Source organism: uncultured Pelagimonas sp. (assembly GCF_947498515.1).
Classification (GTDB): domain Bacteria; phylum Pseudomonadota; class Alphaproteobacteria; order Rhodobacterales; family Rhodobacteraceae; genus Pelagimonas.
Genome location: NZ_CANMKO010000004.1, coordinates 299,911 through 318,502, shown reverse-complemented (window position 1 = coordinate 318,502; position 18,592 = coordinate 299,911). Strand labels below are relative to the sequence as shown.

The following is an 18,592-nucleotide window of genomic DNA, read 5'->3' as shown; positions in this document are numbered from 1 at the left end:
GCATGGATTCAATTATTGTGACGGGCAATGGCCCATTGAAAGGTGACATTCCGATTGCGGGCGCAAAGAACGCGTGTCTGACGCTGATGCCTGCAACCTTGCTGAGCGAAGAGCCGTTGACGCTGACCAATGCGCCGCGCTTGTCTGATATCCGGACCATGACGACGTTGCTGCAATCGCTTGGGGCCGAGGTCACCAGCATGCAAGACGGTCAGGTTCTTGCCATGAGCAGCCATGATTTGACCAGCCAGCGCGCCGAATACGACATCGTGCGTAAAATGCGCGCCTCGATCCTAGTGCTTGGTCCGCTTTTGGCGCGCTACGGCTATGCCGAAGTGTCGCTTCCCGGCGGTTGCGCGATTGGCGCGCGTCCGGTTGATCTCCACCTCAAGGCATTTGAAGCCATGGGTGCGGAGCTTGATCTGCGTGACGGTTATGTCCATGCCAAGGCCCCCAAAGGCGGGCTACGCGGTGGCGTTGTCGATTTTGCGTTTGCCTCGGTCGGGGCCACTGAAAACGCGCTTTTGGCGGCGGTTTTGGCCAAGGGAACAACTGTTCTGAATAACGCTGCTCGCGAACCTGAAATTGTTGATCTGGCCGATTGCCTGCGCAAAATGGGTGCCCAGATCGAAGGCGATGGCAGCAGCACAATCACCATTCAGGGCGTTGATCGTCTAGGCGGCGCGACCCACCGTGTTGTCACAGACCGTATTGAACTTGGCACATACATGCTTGCACCGGCGTTTTGCGGTGGCGAAGTCACCTGTCTTGGCGGTCGTCGCGACCTGCTTGCGGCCTTCTGTGATAAGCTCGAAAAGGCCGGTGTTTCGGTGACCGAGTCCGAAAAGGGCCTGACCGTGACACGCGGCGCGGACCGGATCAAAGCCGTCGACATCACAACCGAACCTTTCCCCGGTTTCCCAACCGATTTGCAGGCGCAGATGATGGCGCTTTTGTGTACTGCCGAAGGGACCTCGGTTCTCGAAGAGAAGATCTTTGAAAACCGGTTTATGCATGCCCCTGAATTGACCCGAATGGGGGCCGATATTGAGGTCCACGGCGGAACAGCGACAGTCAAAGGTGTGGAAAAACTGCGCGGTGCACCCGTCATGGCAACCGATTTGCGGGCTTCGGTATCGCTTATCCTTGCGGGTCTGGCGGCCGAAGGTGAAACCAAGGTGTCGCGCGTCTATCACCTAGATCGCGGATACGAGCATGTTGTGCGTAAATTGTCGGCGGTTGGCGCCAAGATCGAAAGGGTCAAAGGCGAATGAGTGAAGATGCTCGGTTTGAAGATGGCGGCGACCACCCGCTAAATTTGGGTGCTTTGGATAGCGACAACCTCCAGGTTATTTCGGCGCTGGTGCAGGATTCCGTTCTGCCAGTGACCGAAGTCGCGTATCAAAAGCGCCATCATAGGCTGTGCCTGCTTTTGAACCGTGTGCGTCACGAAGACCTTGAGGCGGCTGCCAAACGTGGCCGCCCGGTCGAACGGGTGCAATCGCTTTTGACAATCGAAAATGCATTGTCGGTTGCAACGCAAGGGGTTGATAAATCGGACAAGGACATGATCCTTTCGGTTTTATCAATGAGCTTTGAACCCGGTGAAGACGGGGCAGGGCATGTGTTGTTGACATTGGCCGGCGATGGGGCTGTGCGCGCATCGGTCGAAGCGCTCGAAGTGACGCTCAAAGATGTGACCCGCCCTTACAAAGCCCCGTCAGGCCAAATTCCAAACCATCCCGAATGATCCGTCCTCTTGGGCCGGATGACTTGGACGCCTATCGGGCCCTTTGGCTCGATGGATTGCGCCGTGTGCCCGAGGCTTTCTTGTTAACCGAAGTTGAGGCTTTGGGCCTGTCCGATGCAACCTTGATCGCAAAACTGGCGGCGGGGCAATTCTGGGGTGGCTTTTCCGAGGATGTTTTGGTGGCCCTGATCGCTATGCATCAGGGTGGGCCAGAGCGGATGCGCCACATGGCGGACATTGGTCCGCTATACGTTCATCCATCGGCGCAAGGGCTGGGTTATGCCAAGCGGTTGTTACAGGCGGTTGAGCAAACCGCCCGAGATCGCGGGTTGTTACAGCTAGAGCTATGCGTTGATGCGACAAACTCCCGTGCGATTGAGTTGTATCGGGCGGCTGGTTTTGTTGAATTTGGCAAACGCCCGCGATCTGTGATCGTCAATGGTGCGGCGCGCGACGATTTGCTGATGATCAAGATGCTCGACGCGACTTGAGGCCGGGCGATGCAACGGCTATGCAACCGGCGTAACACCGGAGATGCCCCATGCCCGTCTTTCTTGACAGCGCCCAAGCCGATTTCGAGACCGCGTTCACCGCATTGCTGAATGCTAAGCGCGAAGACAGCCCCGACGTGGATGCGGTGGTTGCCGAAATTATTGCCGATGTACGCGCCCGCGGCGACGCAGCGGTTCTTGAGCTGACGGCCAAGTTTGATCGCCTTGAACTTGACGCGGCTGGGATGCGGTTTTCAGCCGAGGAAATTGACGCCTATTGCGCACAGGTTCCCGAGGCCGAGCGCGTCGCGCTGGAAACGGCGGCTGACCGTATCCGGGCCTATCACGTTCGGCAAATGCCAAGCGATGAGCGCTGGACAGATGAGATCGGGGCCGAGCTTGGCTGGCGTTGGACGGCGGTGTCTGCGGCCGGGCTATATGTTCCGGGCGGCTTGGCGTCTTACCCGTCATCGGTGTTGATGAACGCGATTCCCGCCAAGGTCGCAGGGGTTGAGCGTCTCGCCATCGCGGTGCCAACGCCGGATGGTATTGTGAACCCGCTGGTGATGCTGGCCGCCAAGATTTCGGGTGTTGATGAGGTCTATCGGATTGGCGGGGCGCAGGCGATTGCCGCTCTGGCTTATGGCACCGAAACCATCGCACCGGTTGATAAGATCACTGGCCCGGGCAATGCCTTTGTGGCCGCCGCCAAACGCCGGGTTTTTGGAAAAGTCGGTATTGATATGATTGCCGGACCATCAGAGATTTTGGTGATCGCCGATGGTGACAACGACCCGGATTGGATCGCCCTTGACCTGATGAGCCAAGCGGAACACGACGAAAGCGCACAGTCGCTTTTGATCACCACCGACGCGAGCTTTGGGCGCGCGGTGGCCGACGCCGTCGAAAAACGTCTCGAAACGCTTGAGCGCCGGGCGATTGCCGGGACGAGCTGGCGGGATTACGGCGCTGTGATTACCGTGCGCGATCTGGACGAAGCCGCCGCGTTGTCGAACCGCATCGCCCCGGAGCACTTGGAACTTTGTGTGGCTGATCCAGACGCGTTGGCCGAAAAATGCCCACATGCCGGTGCGATTTTCCTTGGTCAATGGACGCCCGAAGCGATTGGCGACTATGTTGGTGGCCCCAACCATGTGCTGCCCACGGCGCGTTCTGCGCGGTTTAGCTCGGGCCTTTCGGTGATGGATTTTGTCAAACGTACCACATTGGCGCGCATGACTCCGGAAGCGCTACGTGCCATCGGCCCTGCCGCCGAAGTGCTCGCCACATCCGAAAGCCTTGAAGCGCACGGATTGTCAGTAACTGCCCGGTTGAAAAAGCTGAACGATTAGGCTGTCTCCGCATTATTGGGCATGGCGGAAAGTCGCGGTTCAAAATGGGGCCTGTTCATTGCTCCTTTGTTACTCCCGCGTTACACCTTTGGGTAACAGGATAAGTGACTATTGCTATGACCCGTATCGCGCATATCGAACTTGATGACGCCAACTTGCCGCCGCCTACGCCGGAAATCGAACAGGAACGCCGTGTGGCGATGTTTGATTTGATGGAGGAAAATTCGTTTTCCCTGCCCATCCGCGATGATCGCGTGGTGCCTGACGGCCCATACAACGTTGGTCTGTCGATCCGCGAAAAACGGCTTGTTTTCGACGTCACCACCGAATCCAAAGAAAAAGCGGCCGAGTTTCATTTGTCTCTCTCGCCGTTTCGGCAGGTGGTTAAAGACTACTTTCAAATCTGCAAAAGCTACTTTGACGCTGTGAAAACCCTTCCGCCGAGCCAAATCGAGACCATCGATATGGCCCGCCGTGGCATTCACAACGAAGGGGCGCGGATTTTGCAGGAACGTCTAGACGGCAAAGCCGAAATTGATGATGCAACGGCCCGCCGTTTGTTCACGCTGGTCTGCGTGCTGCATTTTGGGGGCTGACCGGGTGGCGGCGTTGCCTCAATCCGTTTTGTTTTGCTGCGACCACAACGCAGTGCGCTCTCCGATGGCCGAAGGGGTGATGAAGCAACTTTTTGGCTCGGAAACCTATGTGCAATCGGTTGGGGTTGTGAATGACCTTGAAATTGATGGGTTCGCCATTGCGGTTTGTTCCGAGATCGGGGTCGAACTGTCGCGCCATCGGTCCCGATCCTTTGAAGAGATGGAAGAAAATGGTGAAGCCTTGTCAGGGTTTGACGTGATCGTCACCTTGTCACCTGCCTCCCAACGTCGGGCATTGGAACTGACGCGCTACTATCACCTGACCGTAGAATATTGGCCGATCATGGATCCGACAGGCATTGGCGAGACTCGAGAGCAAAAGCTCAATGCCTACCGGCAAACCCGCGACCAGCTGATGGATAAGCTCAAGGAAAAATGGGGCGCTTAGCACCCGATTCGGTTTGTGTTATGCCCAAATCGTAGCAAAAGCGGTTTCGTAGGCCATTTTCAGCCCGCATTAACCCTGTAGCTGCTATATGGTGGGTTGAAAAACCGAGCCAAAAGGCTCATATCGCTCGTGCCCTGCGTCTGGTGGGGTGGCAATTGTAGGAGAAAACATGGCCAAGGAAGATACGCTCGAATTTCCTGGTGTCGTGAAGGAACTCCTGCCGAATGCGACATTCCGGGTCGAGCTTGAGAACGGCCATGAGATTATCGCACATACGGCAGGCAAGATGCGCAAAAACCGCATCCGGGTTCTGGCCGGCGACCGGGTACAAGTTGAAATGACGCCTTATGACCTAACAAAAGGGCGCATCAACTACCGCTTCAAGTAAGCGTAGATATGCAAACCGCCGGGCCAGTTGCCCGGCGTTTTACTGTGTCCTCGAAACTGGGCGCTTCCAAAATTCTTGCAAGAATTTTGCAAAAGTTTTCCAAAACTTTTAGTCGGCCAGCCGGACCCTTCTGACCCCAACACACTTTGCGGAAATTTCGATGACAGACACGCCTCGCCTCATTCTCGGTTCAGGTAGCCCGCGCCGCCGCGAGCTTTTGGCTCAACTGGGGGTCGTGGCCGATGACATTCGTCCGCCTGACATCAATGAGGACCCACACAAAAGCGAAGCGCCGGGCCCCTATTGCGTGCGATTGGCGCGTGAAAAGGCACAGGCGATCCCGTCTGATCCGTCCGAAATCGTACTCTCTGCGGATACCACTGTGGCTTTGGGGCGTCGCATTTTGGGTAAACCGCGTGACGCCGGAGAAGCAGCGGAATTCTTGACCAAACTGTCGGGCCGCCGTCACCGCGTCATTACCGCCGTGGCCGTGCGCAAGGGCGATCAGATATGGGAGCGCGATGTGGTGACCCAGGTGAAGATGAAAAACCTCTCGAACGAAGAATTGAACGCCTACCTTGCGACTAACGATTGGCAGGGCAAGGCGGGCGGCTATGCTATTCAGGGACCTGCCGGGGCCTTTATACCGTGGATCAACGGCTCTTTCACCGCGGTCGTTGGATTGCCGCTGGCGGAAACGGCGAATTTGCTTCTGTCCGCTGGCTATCCTCTCTACAAGGCAGAGTCATGAAGGGTACAACCATTGCACTTGACCATTGGCAGGGCCGCGAAGCCGCGGCGTTGATTGTGGATGGTCAACTTGAGGATCTGCTGATCGATACCGATCTGCCGCGTCCCGGAACCATTTATCGCGGCATCGCCGACCGGCCGGTCAAAGGGCAGGGCGGTATGTTCCTGCGCACGCCAGATGGAAACGCATTTCTGCGTCAAGTCAAAGGGTTAAAACCAGGTCAGCCGCTTTTGGTTCAGGTGACGGGCTACGCGGAATTGGGCAAAGCCATTCCCGTGACCCAGCGCATTTTGTTCAAATCGCGCTATGCGATTGTCACGCCCGGTGCGCCCGGTATCAATGTCTCGCGCCGTATCAAGGATGACGATGCGCGGGAAATGGTCAAAGAAGCGGCGCATGAGGGCATGGCCGAGGTACCCTTGCCCGAGGATGCCGGTTTGATCCTGCGGTCCTGCTGTGCCGATGCCACCCCCGAAGACATCACCGAAGACGTTATCGCGATGTGCCAACTGGCCACCGCCGTTCTGTCGGATGCCGGGTCTGAGGCCGAAATTCTATCCGAAGGCGATGGCCCGCATGCGCAGGCGTGGCGGGAATGGACCGATCCGGCCCATGTTGCCTCTGAAGAACACAGTTTTGAACATCATGACGTCTTGGATATGATCGATGCGGCCCTTCAGGCCCATGTGCCCCTGCCGGGCGGCTATTCGATGATCATCGAACCGACGTCAGCGTTGGTTGCGGTTGATATCAACACCGGCGGCGATACGTCGTTTTCTGCGGGTCTCAAGGCCAATTTGGCCGCACTTAAGGACTTGCCACGCCAATTGCGGTTGCGTGGGTTGGGGGGGCAGATCATCGTTGATCCGGCTCCATGTCCGAAAAAGGAACGCAAGCAGCTCGAAGGTTCGCTGCGCGCAGCCCTGAAGCGGGAGTCGACCGAGACGATTTTGGCCGGCTGGACACAGCTAGGTTTGATGGAAATTCAGCGTAAACGCGATCGGGTTGCCCTGAAAACGTTGCGCAAAAACAAGGGGTAGGCAAGGCTATGAGTTGCCCGATTTGTTCCAAAGACACGGATGCGAAATACCGTCCGTTTTGCTCCAAGCGTTGCGCGGATGTCGATCTGGCCAAATGGCTTGGCGGGGCATATTCGACCCCGTCAAACGATCCCGAAGATATGGAAAAGGCCGCTTTGGCGAGCATTGAGGCTCAGCGCAAACCGCATTAACGCCCCACCCAATCGCGTTTTCCCAAGGCATTTTCGCAACCCCTCTGGACAGTTTTGATGTCTCGTGGTTGCTTGGCCTTTCAAAGGAATTCGCGACCATGCAACCCAACACCCGCCCTCAATTTCCGCGCATTGATCCCGTTGGTTTGGACGGTATTCTGGTGCGGTTTGCGGACACTCTGTCAGAACCGGCAAACCGGGCGGCGCTTGCCTTTCGGGCCGCTTTGGAGCGGGCAGGCTGGGATGGCGTTGAAGAAAGCGCGACATCGCTAGTCTCGACCTATCTACGATTTGACCCGATGCATGTGGATTTATCGGCCTTGAGCGGGCTGATTCATAGCCTCTTAGACGAACAAGATTGGTATGACGCACCTTTGCCTGACGGGCGTCGTTTACACCGGATTCCAACGGTTTACGGAACTGATTTAGCTCCTCAGCTTGACGAGGCCGCTCAGGCCGCTGGCCAAAGCAGGGGGCAGGCCATCCAAATCCTGTCTGGGACACAAGTTCGCGTTACCACAATCGGGTTTGCCCCCGGCCAACCCTATTTGGGAACTTTGCCCCCCGAATGGGATATTCCCCGTCAAACGGCGTTGACTCCTCAGGTGCCGGTTGGGGCCTTGGTCGTGGCAATTCGGCAGCTGGTCTTGTTCTCGGTGTCGACACCAACAGGGTGGCGTCATATCGGCCAAACAGCTGCGCAATTGTTCCAACCTAGCTCTGAAACGCCCTTCTTGTTGCGCCCAGGCGATGAAGTCTTGTTTCCTGCGATTGAGCGCGGGGCTTTTGAAGCCCTGAAATCGGATCCAACGGGCGGCATCGTCTCCGAGGTTTTGACATGACCGAGCTGATGGTTCATAGCGCAGGCCCCGGAGTAACGGTTCAAGATGACGGGCGAGGTGGATACTTGGCCTTGGGGCTGTCACGCGGCGGGGCGGCGGACCGGATTGCCTTGTTCGAAGCGGCGGCTTTGCTGGCGCAACCTATTGGGGCTGTGCTTGAGCTGCCGGGTTTTGGCGGGCGGTTTGAAGTGACGCAAGCGACGCGCATCGCCCTTTGCGGTGCGCCCATGCGCGTGCGTATTGATGGTGTGTCGGCCGTGTGGAATGCCTCGCACCTTTTGCCAGCAGGGGCGATTTTGGACATCGGGGCGGTGACCCAAGGGGTTTATGGCTATCTGGCATTTGGTGGTGGCCTTGCGACTCCGCAAATCCTTGGCGGGCAGGGGACGCATTTGACCGCTGGCCTTGGCAGGGTGCTTCAAAGTGGTGATCGCCTGCCACTTGGCCCTGACAAAGGCGGGGACGTCGGGCAAGCATTAGACCCTTTGCCACGATGGGATGGCGGGACTGCGCGCGTTTTGCCCAGTTTGCAAACCGAGATGTTTAGCCCCGACCAGCGGCAGCGATTTGAAGCCAGCCCATTGACACGTGACACCCGCGCCAACCGAATGGGGGTACGAATGCTGCCTGATGGAGAAGGTTTCGGCCTGACCGCAGGCGGCACGATCTTGTCCGAGGTGATCACACCGGGCGACATTCAAATCCCCGGCGACGGTGCCCCTTATGTTTTGCTATCAGAATGCCAAACCACCGGAGGATATCCGCGTATCGGAACGGTAATTCCCGCCGATCTGCCGCGGGTCGCCCAAACCCCCGCCGGAGCGCGCTTGCAATTTCGGTTTGTCACCCGCGACGACGCGATGGCGGCAGAGGCCGAGTATCGCCGTTCGCTGTCCGATCTTCCTCGCAAAACCTACCCTTTGGTGCGTGACCCGTCGGATATGCCCGACCTATTGTCCTATAGTCTAATCAGCGGCGTGACCGCCGGAGAGGAGATGTAATGACCCAGCTTACCGTCGATTTGAATGCCGATATGGGAGAAAGCTTTGGCCCGTGGATCATGGGGCAGGATGAGGCCCTGCTTGAGGTGGTGACCTCGGCCAATATCGCCTGTGGCTTTCACGCCGGTGATCCCGATGTGATGGCCCAAACGATTGCGACGGCGCATAAAAACGGGGTTGGAATCGGTTGCCATCCCGGTTTCCCAGACCTGCAAGGGTTTGGTCGGCGCAACATGGTTCTATCACCAACATCTTTACGCAATTTGGTTCAGTATCAGCTAGGCGCGTCGCTGGCGGTGGCACAGGCGCAAGGGGCAAAGGTGCGTCACCTCAAGCTGCATGGTGCCTTGGCCAACATGTGTTCCGCAGATGAGGCTATGGCGCTTGCCTGTTATGAGGCGGCTTTAGAGGTGGCACCGGATATCATCATCATGGTGTTGGCCGCGACTGCTCAGCAACGCGCGGTGGAAAGGCTTGGCTGCTTGTGGGCCGGCGAAATCTTTGCCGATCGCGCTTATAACGCCGATGCAACTCTGGTGGATCGTAGCCTGCCGGGCGCGGTGATCCATGATGCCGACCACGCCGCAGGCCGCATAGTGAACATGGTAAAAGCTGGGGCGATCTTGCCCGAAACCGGTGACCCAATCCCGGCGGCGGTTGATACGATCTGCCTGCATGGTGACGGGGCCACGGCCTTACAGATTGCCCGTAGTGTCAAACGAGAGCTGGAAGCAGCGGGTGTCACGCTCAAACCCTTTGTCGGTCAGCGCAGCACATAATGCGACAGGGCGGGGTTGCCCCCGCCCAGTGCGTTTTTTTAGTCGGCTACGCAGTCTGCAATGCGTTGCGCCGTGTCCTCGATCAGGCTGGTATAAAGCGCTGCGCCTTGTTCCAAATGCCCGCCAAGCGGATCCAATCGCGCAATAGGCTCTTTGCCACTGTCACTGTCCAAAAGACCGGCCCAGCCGACGCTCATGATCAAACGGGCATTGGCCCCCGGTTCCATCAAAAAGCATTTGGGCTGAAGCTGTTCGAATTCGCTACGCAGGGTTTCAATACGCTTGGCCCCCGGTTGCACGGCATCACTGTCGGAAATCGCACCAATGACGTTCAAGCCAAAAGCGTCTTCGAAATACTGATAGGCATCGTGGTAGGCCGCCAAAGGAACGTCATGGATCGGCTCAAGAATGGCCTGAGCCTGCTCTTGGGCTGCTTTGATTTTCTCTGCTGCTAGGGATGCGTTGTAGAAATATTTGTCCTGATTGTCTTGATCAATCTTGCCAAGCTCTTGCGCGATCACATTAACCCAAAGAACGGCGTTTTCGGGCGATAGCCAGAGATGCGGGTCAAACTCACCGTCGCCGTGGGCGTGGTGGTCATCCGAATGCTCCTCATGATCTTCGTCGTGCTCGTCATGTTTTTCATGATCGTCATCGTGATCTTTGTGGTCCTCGTCGTGATCTTCGTCGCCATGATCTTCATGATCCTCGGCATCATGATGGTCACCGAAAAACGCCTCGTCACGGTAAGGTAAAAGATGCGCACCCTCGGCATTCATCAACTCTAGATGAACGGCCTTGGACGCCAAGCTTTCGACATGACCTTCGACGGCCGGATTGAGTTCTGGCCCGACCCAAATGACAATATCAGCGTCGCTGAGCATCTGTGCCTGGCTCGGCTTCAAAGCAAGATCATGGGCAGAGGCCCCGGGTTCAATCAACAGGTCCGGAGTGCCAATTTGGTCCATGACCATAGCAACCAGACTTTGAATAGGGGGAATATCAGTCACGACTTTTGGCACCTCGGCCAGTGCAGCGGAAGTCGACAGAAGAAGCGCTAGGCTGGTGGTGCGAAGAATCATAAAGGTCTCATTTTCGTGTTATGATATAACAGGTGCGCCTTGTAGATTGTTAGAATATAACATATCAACCCCCAAAATGCAGATTGATGAGGCCAAAATGACAGTTAAGGGATTCGAGACACATGATCATGCTCATTGTATCGCCTCATCTCTGGAAGTGGCCGAAGAGGCGTGTCGCCAAAGCGGGGCGCAACTCACCCCAATTCGGCGGCGCGTTCTAGAAATCCTGTTGCAAAAGCATAGCGCCATGGGGGCCTATGAGGTGCTTGATCAGCTCAGGTCCGAGGGCAAAGGATCGCAGCCGCCTGTTGCCTACCGCGCTTTGGATTTTCTGGTCAGCAATGGGTTCGCGCACAAGATTGAACGGCTGAACGCCTTTGTGGCCTGCGCGCATCCGGGTGAACAACATGCCCCGTGTTTCTTGATTTGTCGCGATTGTTCCACCGTTGCAGAGACACCGGGAAAACCAGTTGCCAATGTCGTGTCAAAATCGGCCTCAGAGCTTGGGTTCGTGGTCGAGAAGGTTTCGATTGAAGCGGTTGGGCTATGCCCTTCATGTCAGGACAGCGCCGCATGAGCGCGCTGATCCGGGCCGAGGGGCTTTCGGTGAAACGGGGCGCGACGACGGTGTTGCGCGACGTTGACTTTTCCATTGAAGCCAAAGAGATCGTTACCATTGTTGGCCCCAACGGCTCAGGTAAATCCAGCTTGATGAAGGCGCTAATCGGTGCCGTTCCCGCAAGCGCGGGCAAGGTAACGCGCAAGGCCAAATTACGATTGGGTTACGTGCCCCAGAGCTTGAGTGTCGATCCGTCGATGCCCATGACCGTCGAACGGTTCTTGGATTTGCCACATCAAGCCACGGCGCAAGATCGCGCCGAGGCATTGGCCGAGGCCGGGGCAGAGGACCTTGCGACCCGTCAGTTGACCGATCTGTCGGGCGGGCAGTTCCAGCGCGCCATGTTGGCACGGGCTTTGTTGAACCGCCCCGAGATCCTTTTGTTGGATGAACCGACAACTGGATTAGACCAGCCGGGGCAGGCGGATTTTTACCGCAAGATAGAAGAGTTGCGCGATCAACTTGGGTGTGCGGTTTTGATGGTGAGCCATGATTTGCATGTGGTCATGAGCGCCTCGGACCGAGTGTTATGCGTGAACGGCCATATCTGTTGCGAAGGACACCCCGAAGTTGTGGCCCAAGCCGAAGAATACCGGGCACTGTTTGGCAGCGGCACGGGGGGCACGCTTGCGCTCTATCGTCACCAGCACAGCCATCATCACCATCACGACGGGCCATGTGACCATGACCACGACACACCGGCGCAGGACGCGAACTGATGTTTGACCACTTTCTGACCCGTGCCATTCTGGGTGCCGTTGGAGTTGCTTTGGCAGCGGCTCCTTTGGGCGTTTTCGTCGTTTGGCGGCGGATGGCATATTTCGGTGACGCAACTGCGCATGCTGCGGTTTTGGGGGTCGCCTTGGCCTTGGCCTTTTCCACCCCAATTTTCGCGGGCACCTTGCTTGTCTCGCTGGGCATGGCCTTTGCGGTGGCGCGATTGACGGGCCGCGGGTTTGGCGCGGACATGATCTTGGGGGTGGCCAGCCACGCGGCACTGGCCTTTGGGTTGGTGGCGGTGACATTGGTCAAAGGGCCGCGCCTCGATCTGCAATCTTACTTGTTTGGCGATATTTTGGCCGTGGGTCACACCGATCTGGCGTTGATCTGGCTGGGGGCAGTCCTTGTCTGGGGTTTGATCCTATGGCGGTGGACCGGGTTGCTCTTGTCAACCTTGTCACCTGATTTGGCCTATGCCTCGGGGATCGACCCGGGCCGCGAAAAATACGTGATGATGATTGCTTTGGCCTTGGTGGTTGCCGTGGCGATAAAGATTGTGGGGGCGCTGTTGATTGGGGCCATGTTGATTATTCCAGCGGCCAGCGCACGCCCCTTTGCCCGCACGCCCGAACAAATGCTGGTTGGCGCGGCGGGGTTGGGGGTTTGCGCATCCTTGTTGGGTCTCTGGTCCGCTTGGGAATTTGACACACCAGCGGGTCCAAGCATTGTCTGTGCGGCCACGGTTTTGTTTGCACTGAGCCACCTTTTGGGGCGGCGCTAAAACACCAATGTCATAAATGTGCTAAGCGGATCAGTACGATAGTTGCCAAAAGGCGGGCAGGTTTCGAAGCCAACGCTTTTGTAAAGCGCGCGTGCCGGGGCAAAGCTTTCGGCGGTGCCGGTTTCAAGCCAAGCCTGTTTGGCCCCTTGCGCTTTGGCTTGGCTTAAAAGATGGGTCAGAACCTTGCGACCATACCCGTTTCCACGCGCCTCACGGGCGGTGTGCATGCTTTTTAGCTCAACCCCGCCGTCTATATTCTGAAACGCTCCGACTGCGCACACGGCACCATCTTTATCGTGCAACGCAAACAAATGCGCACCGGTGTCTCGCAAAGTATCTGCGGTCACAACGTGGCAGCTTTCCTCGGGGGATCCGGCCCGCATATCGGCAAAATGTCGTGCCAGTAGGGCATCGACTTGGGCGTCTTGGGATACAACTTTGGCTATCGAAAAACTCTGATCAATCATAGCAAGACACTAGGGCCGTTCTTTTTATCAACCAAGTCTTGAAGGGGAACTTGAACCTAAAACCGCAAAGTTTCGTCTAAATTTGTAGCGGCTGGGCAACCTGAAATCAAACGATGGACCAATTTGGGGATACGCATCGCCAGAAGATAAATCGATCTTCACTTACAGAGATGCGGCCATAGTTGTTGGACCACTTACGGAAAACCATGACTGATTTGTCCATAGGCGGGAGTGTCTGTCCCTATTTGGTGCCGCCATGACATCCCGCGCTCGAACTTTGCACAACGGCACGTGGGCCTTTGTCTAGAGCTTTGGATAATGATCTATTCGTTTGACCTCTCCGAATATCCGCTTGTTGAATGGCGAAAAGAAGGAAAACGCCGGTTGCGTTTGCGTCTGACTGTCGAGGTATAGCTCGGCATTTTGATCATTAAGTTACTGTTTTGGGAAAGATCTGATATACTAAACCATCGGGTTTATTCTACCGGAGGTTTTGCAATGCTTCTATGGTTTCGGTGCGGTACGTTAGGAACAGTTTTTGCTGTGGCTAGCACTTTGATGATGAATTCGGCTTTTGCAGAGCAGCAATCTGATGAAGTCCCACCGTGGCTACAGAAACATGTTGGAACGGCAGAGGGGCAGATCGCGCCTGTTGTCCTTCAACGTGCGCGCGCCTTGTACAGGAAAAAAAGACAGACGGGGGCGACGCGGAACCCATGCTATTTCGCGATGGATGCAACGCGCCCAAGCACAGGGCCCAGCGGAGCGCCCGGACAGCGGTTTTACATCATTTGTGAAAACAACAAGACCTTTCGCGCCGTGTCATCCGGGTATGGAAACGGTCGCAAGCTTCCTCAGGCGAACTTTGCCAATGGCCGACACTGTGCTCGACATTTCAGCAATGCCGAAGGATCGAAGCTCAGCGCGGGTGGTTCTTACATGACGGCAGAAAAACGTACGTCGTTCAAAGGGTATTACACACGATCCGGCAAACGCGTTCCATTCTACCGCACCTTCCTTTTGTTTGATGGCGAAGGTGAAACCAGAAATGCGCGGGAGCGTGCAATTGGCGGACATCAGGCGACGTTCCTAAAGTGGCAATGCCGGATGCAACAGCCCGACAGTTCGCACGCAGATGACAATGGATATGTCCCTGTTGGTCGCCTTGTGGATTACACCAGTGGCCGCAGCAATGGTTGCACAACCTGGTCCGAAGAGGTTTCAAGCGAGATCATTGCGCTGGTTGAGGGCAATCCAACATCGCTATACATTTATCCTGAAGGCCGTGACATCAAAGCGGTTGAACGGGCAGTCAACAATAAGAGACCCGTCGCTCAGGCAGGGCTTTATTGGAATGCCCAATGCCTAAAGCAAATCGGAGCCCCTAAGTTTTGGCCTAAGAGAACCTTGCAACCGGTTATCAATCGGTGGCGGCGATCTTTGCCCAAGCAGCCGCAAAGGGAGTTGCCAGTCTGTCGCTGACGCTTTAGGGGACAAACATGCGGCGCAGTCATATCAACGCGTTGAGACGTATTGTTTCGTCGATTAGGCCGCCATTGGTCTCAAAAAACTGACGACGGACACGCACCGCAGTCGTTGGCAGTGGATGCAGCGCTTTGCCAGTTGGGGTACGTTCAACGTGTATCTTTACGAGCAATGTCTCAAACGCTAGCTCACGGTCAAAAGATCAGATTTGGCAACCAATTACAGGCCGATCTGACAGCGATGCCAGGCTTGCACACCGCACTATTTGTGGCCTGTGATCAGCGCAGCGGGCACGTCACGTTAGCATCTGTGGCGCACGGTGGGGGCAAGGATTGTTGAATGCCCGCTGCTTTTGGACGGCGCGAGGTCCGGATCAAAGGCTTTGTGGATCGGGGTGACATTGGCTGTGCGACGGTGGTGATCGCAGAACATTTCTGCCCCTACGACCAAGACGGCAACACCTTCGACCCAGTACTATCTGGTCTTGTTCGATCAGGCTGCTCCGGTGCAAGATTGGGCCCTCTATCCATGCCTTCCCAAATACGAACGGCATCGTCCAACATAGGCCTGATGGCCCGGCTCACTGAGCTTGAACAGATCGATCATGAACGTCGGATGATCGAACGCAGGATCAAGCTGGCCAAACTCCCTGCTGTCAAAAGCTTCAACGGTTTTAACGTCAAAGCGATCCCGCGACTGAACAAGAGGATGATACTGACCCTAGCGCGGCGCGATTGGAATGATAGCCGCAACAACGTCTTTACCCTTGGTCTATCCGGCACCGGCAAAACCCATATCTCCCTTTGGCTAGAACTGGCCGCTTGCCCAAAGGGTATGCCCGCTGCCCTCGCCAAAGTCAGTCTGCTACTCGTCGTTGAACTCGGCTTTGTGCCGCTCCGCAAAACTGGCGCTGAGCTTCTGTTTGAACTGACCTCACGGCGCTACGAGCGTGGGCCTCATCTTCTGGGTATGGCCCCAGCCTCATCACCGAGACATTGCGATCTTAGTGTCCTGCGGTAACTCATCATCCTCAAGGGTAAATGCACCTACCGCTTCTGCCAATGCACGCGATTGATCATTTAGACTTACGGCTGTTGCGCTTGTTTGCTCTGCAATCGCTGCATTATGCTGGGTCGAGTTTTCGAGTTGAGTTGCCGCGTGGCTAATCTCGGTGACACCGCTGGCGGTGCTCTGAGACGAACTGACGATCTCACTTATCTTATCAACGGTACTTTCAACACCTTCTACAATTTCACCAAAGGCGTTTCCTGATTTTTTCACCAAATCCGATCCGCGTTGGACGGTTTCGCCCGAGGTTTTCACCAAATCCGTAACTTCGCGGGCGGATTCTGCTGTTCGTTGAGCCAAAGCGCGAACCTCAGATGCAACCACCGAAAACCCTTTTCCGGCTTCCCCTGCGCGTGCGGCTTCCACACTTGCATTCAACGCCAACAAGCTGGTTTGAAAGCCAATGTCCTCAATCACTTCAATAATGCGTACAATCGCATCCGAGGAGGTTTCGATCTCCTGCATGGCCGACACGGCCCGCCCCATTAGTTCACGACCCTCCAGAGCCTTTCGAGAGATGTCGCCAGCTGCAGAATGCACTTCCTGTCCAGATACCGCTGCAGATTTGACCGCTTGCAACATTTTGCCAATCGCTGTTGCCGTCTCTTCTAATTTGGCAGCATTTTGTTCCGTTCCAATAGCGAGATTCTTGGCGGCTTCAGATATCTCGCTTGCGGACCCGTCCACCTCAAAAGACGACGAAGAAATATCGCGCATTGTTTTAGAAAGGCTTCGGGCTGTCGCATTCATGGACAAGGCAATTTCGCCGAAAACGCCCTGAAGGTGTTCCGGCATACTTGCAACGAGCTCTTGTCGTTCAAAACAAGCCAATCCCGCTTGAACAGCATCGAGACCTTCATTCGCGGCCTCACCAATTTGGTTCACGCGGTCACAAAGTTCGCCAAATAAGCCATGCTTGTCATCCGTTTTGATACGTTGGGTGAAATCACCCTGTGCGCAGGCCGAAACCACAACTGCTATCTCCTTGGTGGTTTCTTTTTCTAATTCACGCTGCTCCATAAACAGCGCCATCGCGGCATCCAATTCCGCAATTTCTTTTGCTGTGCTTGTGTTTTCACGGGGCTCGGGATCGTCGCCTTTGGCAATAGACAAGAGCGCATTGGTGTTTTCTTTTAGAGACCTCATTTGGCCGCGTACCCAAAGCAACATCATCCCCAGAAACAGCAGCGCCATAGCCAAAAGAATGCCAGTGGCAAACTGTATGGTCTTCACTTTCAGAGCTTGCTGAGAGGTAAAATCAGAAATGAGGTAGAGCGTTAGATCGGCCTCATCAGCTGTTTTTCCAAGGGTGTAGCGCGAGATTACAAAGGTCTTGGGGCCAATCGTTGAAACACCAACATCAGACGGATTGTTGGCAAACAGATGAACCGATGTGTCGAGCAAAACTTCGGGAGTAGGGGCCGTTTCCGACGTGGCTTCTCCGTCATCAATTTCGGTGGACTGGGCAGGGGTTGCAGAGCTAAATCCGCGGATTTCCCATTCGGATCGATTGGTCGTTTTGGACAGCGCAACTTGGCCTTTAATGGCCTGTGCGATCTCTGGCAAAGAGGTTTCAACGTCAAGGGCAAGAACGCCAACCCCGATTGTTTGACGCCCTTTAAACAATGGAAAGGCATAGGTCGCAGCATATCGATTGGCATCAATCCGCACGATATCGAATTGACGCTTTTTCGTTTCGAGAACACTGGCAACAATCGCCGGGTTCGTTTCTAAATCTTCGGCCCCAGACGCCGGACCAAAGGACGTGAACATAGAGCCTTGCTCATCAAATATGATCAAATGGCTAATTTCGCCGGAGCCGGAGATGCGATTGAACGTAGAGGCAATCAGCTCGTCCAAACTCGTACGGTCGCCGTCGACAATAGCGGCTATCGCGCCTCGATCTCGCGAGATCGCCTTGCTATGCGTCTGTAGGGTTTTCTCACTTCGGCTCAGGACGGCCTCAACCGCCGCGCTTGCGTTTTCGCTGGTGAGGGACAGCAATGCGTTTTCGACCCGGTCCAAAACAACTTTTCCACTGATGGCAAAACCGGCTGATAGAGCAAGCGTCAAAAGGGTCACGCCCAACAGGATGCGGTTTGTAAGTGTCATGTTATGTCCCTTTACGGATCAATTTTTTCGACCATAAATCCTGCAACTTCCCTGGTGGAATACCCGGTGCGTAAATCGCAAACTTTGGAATAACCTCAGTTGCTTGCCACATGGTTGACGATTGATGACCAGAGGCAGGTTACATTGCTGCGCCATAAGTCATTTGCGAGGCCTTGTCAGACGTGCCTGATCTAGCAGCCGGGTTAAAAACAGACGCCGACCCAAGTGTTCTTGAGAAAAAAATCTTAGATTACCTCCAGTGTCGAAAGCTCGAACTGACCCTAAGTTGGGAGAATTAGGAGGCCGTAAACATATGCCGCTTGCCCCATACAAATGCCAAAAATCCTATCTAAGATTGTAATGGTTCCGCGTAGGAGCCACTCAAAACAAGAGGAATTAGTGCTGAGTGGCGGCGAGATCGCCGTCGGTGGGACAAACAGGCGTCGGGCGAATCGTTTGCCGACAATGCTAGGGCGTCTCGCATGTTTGGCGGCTTGAATAGCCGCCCTAAACTGCCCGACACGACCAACGTTCCCCAATAGTGATGGAACACTTCTTTGTGAGCTGCGATTCCGGGCAACACCTTGCTGTTTTGGCGTGATATTCCGTCAAAAATGCAGCGACCTGTC

The 18,592-nt window shown here is 55.6% G+C and carries 21 protein-coding genes; 18 read left to right on the top strand and 3 right to left on the bottom strand.

Annotated elements, in window-relative coordinates; all coding sequences use genetic code 11:
- Positions 1-2 precede the first annotated feature (2 nt).
- The 13 genes from murA to Q1A43_RS10185 all read left to right on the top strand — a co-directional run bounded on the left by murA (position 3) and on the right by Q1A43_RS10185 (position 9,629).
- The gene (gene murA, locus Q1A43_RS10245; protein WP_299934748.1) at positions 3-1,274 is read left to right on the top strand and encodes a UDP-N-acetylglucosamine 1-carboxyvinyltransferase; all 1,272 of its coding nucleotides are present in this window, start codon (positions 3-5) and stop codon (positions 1,272-1,274) included.
- Complete coding sequence (locus Q1A43_RS10240; protein WP_299927771.1) at positions 1,271-1,750, top strand: DUF2948 family protein; 480 nt, start codon at positions 1,271-1,273, stop codon at positions 1,748-1,750. The genes murA and Q1A43_RS10240 overlap by 4 nt, the downstream gene beginning before the upstream one ends.
- Positions 1,747-2,241, top strand: a complete 495-nt coding sequence (locus tag Q1A43_RS10235) for a GNAT family N-acetyltransferase (protein WP_299934745.1) — start codon at positions 1,747-1,749, stop codon at positions 2,239-2,241. Before Q1A43_RS10240 ends, Q1A43_RS10235 begins: the two co-directional genes overlap by 4 nt.
- Before the next feature lie 50 nt (positions 2,242-2,291).
- Entirely contained in the window at positions 2,292-3,593 is a 1,302-nt protein-coding gene (gene hisD / locus Q1A43_RS10230; RefSeq protein ID WP_299934743.1) for a histidinol dehydrogenase, read from the top strand.
- A gap of 116 nt (positions 3,594-3,709) precedes the next feature.
- Positions 3,710-4,189 carry a UPF0262 family protein gene (locus Q1A43_RS10225; protein WP_299927763.1) on the top strand — a complete coding sequence of 160 codons (480 nt, stop codon included), beginning with the start codon at positions 3,710-3,712 and terminating at the stop codon, positions 4,187-4,189.
- A gap of 4 nt (positions 4,190-4,193) precedes the next feature.
- A complete protein-coding gene (locus Q1A43_RS10220; RefSeq protein ID WP_299934741.1) occupies positions 4,194-4,637 on the top strand; it encodes a low molecular weight phosphatase family protein in 444 nt (147 codons plus the stop codon).
- Positions 4,638-4,806: 169 nt separating this feature from the next.
- Positions 4,807-5,025, top strand: coding sequence for a translation initiation factor IF-1 (gene infA, locus Q1A43_RS10215; RefSeq protein WP_005620785.1), 219 nt, complete (start codon positions 4,807-4,809; stop codon positions 5,023-5,025).
- A gap of 160 nt (positions 5,026-5,185) precedes the next feature.
- Positions 5,186-5,776: a nucleoside triphosphate pyrophosphatase gene (locus tag Q1A43_RS10210; RefSeq protein WP_299934738.1), complete on the top strand. Its 591-nt coding sequence runs from the start codon at positions 5,186-5,188 to the stop codon at positions 5,774-5,776.
- Positions 5,773-6,816, top strand: coding sequence for a ribonuclease E/G (locus Q1A43_RS10205; protein ID WP_299927749.1), 1,044 nt, complete (start codon positions 5,773-5,775; stop codon positions 6,814-6,816). The genes Q1A43_RS10210 and Q1A43_RS10205 overlap by 4 nt, the downstream gene beginning before the upstream one ends.
- An 8-nt stretch (positions 6,817-6,824) precedes the next feature.
- Positions 6,825-7,007 (top strand): DNA gyrase inhibitor YacG, encoded by a 183-nt coding sequence (yacG, locus tag Q1A43_RS10200; RefSeq protein WP_299927746.1) that lies wholly within the window; start codon positions 6,825-6,827, stop codon positions 7,005-7,007.
- Between the two features lie 98 nt (positions 7,008-7,105).
- A complete protein-coding gene (locus Q1A43_RS10195) occupies positions 7,106-7,849 on the top strand; it encodes a carboxyltransferase domain-containing protein (RefSeq protein ID WP_299934735.1) in 744 nt (247 codons plus the stop codon).
- Positions 7,846-8,850: an urea amidolyase gene (locus Q1A43_RS10190; protein ID WP_299934733.1), complete on the top strand. Its 1,005-nt coding sequence runs from the start codon at positions 7,846-7,848 to the stop codon at positions 8,848-8,850. Before Q1A43_RS10195 ends, Q1A43_RS10190 begins: the two co-directional genes overlap by 4 nt.
- On the top strand, positions 8,850-9,629 hold the full coding sequence (locus tag Q1A43_RS10185) for a 5-oxoprolinase subunit PxpA (protein WP_299934731.1): 780 nt from the start codon (positions 8,850-8,852) through the stop codon (positions 9,627-9,629). Before Q1A43_RS10190 ends, Q1A43_RS10185 begins: the two co-directional genes overlap by 1 nt.
- A 38-nt stretch (positions 9,630-9,667) precedes the next feature.
- On the opposite strand, the gene Q1A43_RS10180 is transcribed toward Q1A43_RS10185, so the two are convergent.
- Complete coding sequence (locus Q1A43_RS10180) at positions 9,668-10,711, bottom strand: zinc ABC transporter substrate-binding protein (RefSeq protein ID WP_299934729.1); 1,044 nt, start codon at positions 10,709-10,711, stop codon at positions 9,668-9,670.
- A gap of 97 nt (positions 10,712-10,808) precedes the next feature.
- On the opposite strand from Q1A43_RS10180, the gene Q1A43_RS10175 reads away from it, so the two are divergent.
- From Q1A43_RS10175 to Q1A43_RS10165, 3 genes are read left to right on the top strand one after another with little or no spacing between them, the layout of a single operon-like run.
- A complete protein-coding gene (locus Q1A43_RS10175; RefSeq protein ID WP_299927732.1) occupies positions 10,809-11,288 on the top strand; it encodes a Fur family transcriptional regulator in 480 nt (159 codons plus the stop codon).
- Positions 11,285-12,049 (top strand): metal ABC transporter ATP-binding protein, encoded by a 765-nt coding sequence (locus tag Q1A43_RS10170; RefSeq protein ID WP_299927729.1) that lies wholly within the window; start codon positions 11,285-11,287, stop codon positions 12,047-12,049. Before Q1A43_RS10175 ends, Q1A43_RS10170 begins: the two co-directional genes overlap by 4 nt.
- Positions 12,049-12,831, top strand: a complete 783-nt coding sequence (locus tag Q1A43_RS10165) for a metal ABC transporter permease (protein ID WP_299927726.1) — start codon at positions 12,049-12,051, stop codon at positions 12,829-12,831. The genes Q1A43_RS10170 and Q1A43_RS10165 overlap by 1 nt, the downstream gene beginning before the upstream one ends.
- Here the strand turns inward: Q1A43_RS10165 and Q1A43_RS10160 are convergent.
- Positions 12,828-13,298 carry a GNAT family N-acetyltransferase gene (locus Q1A43_RS10160; RefSeq protein ID WP_299927723.1) on the bottom strand — a complete coding sequence of 157 codons (471 nt, stop codon included), beginning with the start codon at positions 13,296-13,298 and terminating at the stop codon, positions 12,828-12,830. The two genes, Q1A43_RS10165 and Q1A43_RS10160, sit on opposite strands and share 4 nt — an antisense overlap.
- 498 nt (positions 13,299-13,796) lie before the next feature.
- Here Q1A43_RS10160 and Q1A43_RS10155 point away from each other — a divergent pair, with 498 nt between their 5' ends.
- Both Q1A43_RS10155 and Q1A43_RS10150 read left to right on the top strand, forming a co-directional pair.
- Entirely contained in the window at positions 13,797-14,780 is a 984-nt protein-coding gene (locus Q1A43_RS10155) for a murein L,D-transpeptidase catalytic domain-containing protein (RefSeq protein WP_366944257.1), read from the top strand.
- A 342-nt stretch (positions 14,781-15,122) separates the two neighbouring features.
- Positions 15,123-15,803: an ATP-binding protein gene (locus Q1A43_RS10150; protein ID WP_299934727.1), complete on the top strand. Its 681-nt coding sequence runs from the start codon at positions 15,123-15,125 to the stop codon at positions 15,801-15,803.
- Here the strand turns inward: Q1A43_RS10150 and Q1A43_RS10145 are convergent.
- Positions 15,768-17,963, bottom strand: a complete 2,196-nt coding sequence (locus tag Q1A43_RS10145; protein ID WP_299934724.1) for a methyl-accepting chemotaxis protein — start codon at positions 17,961-17,963, stop codon at positions 15,768-15,770. The genes Q1A43_RS10150 and Q1A43_RS10145 overlap by 36 nt on opposite strands.
- Positions 17,964-18,592 lie beyond the last annotated feature (629 nt).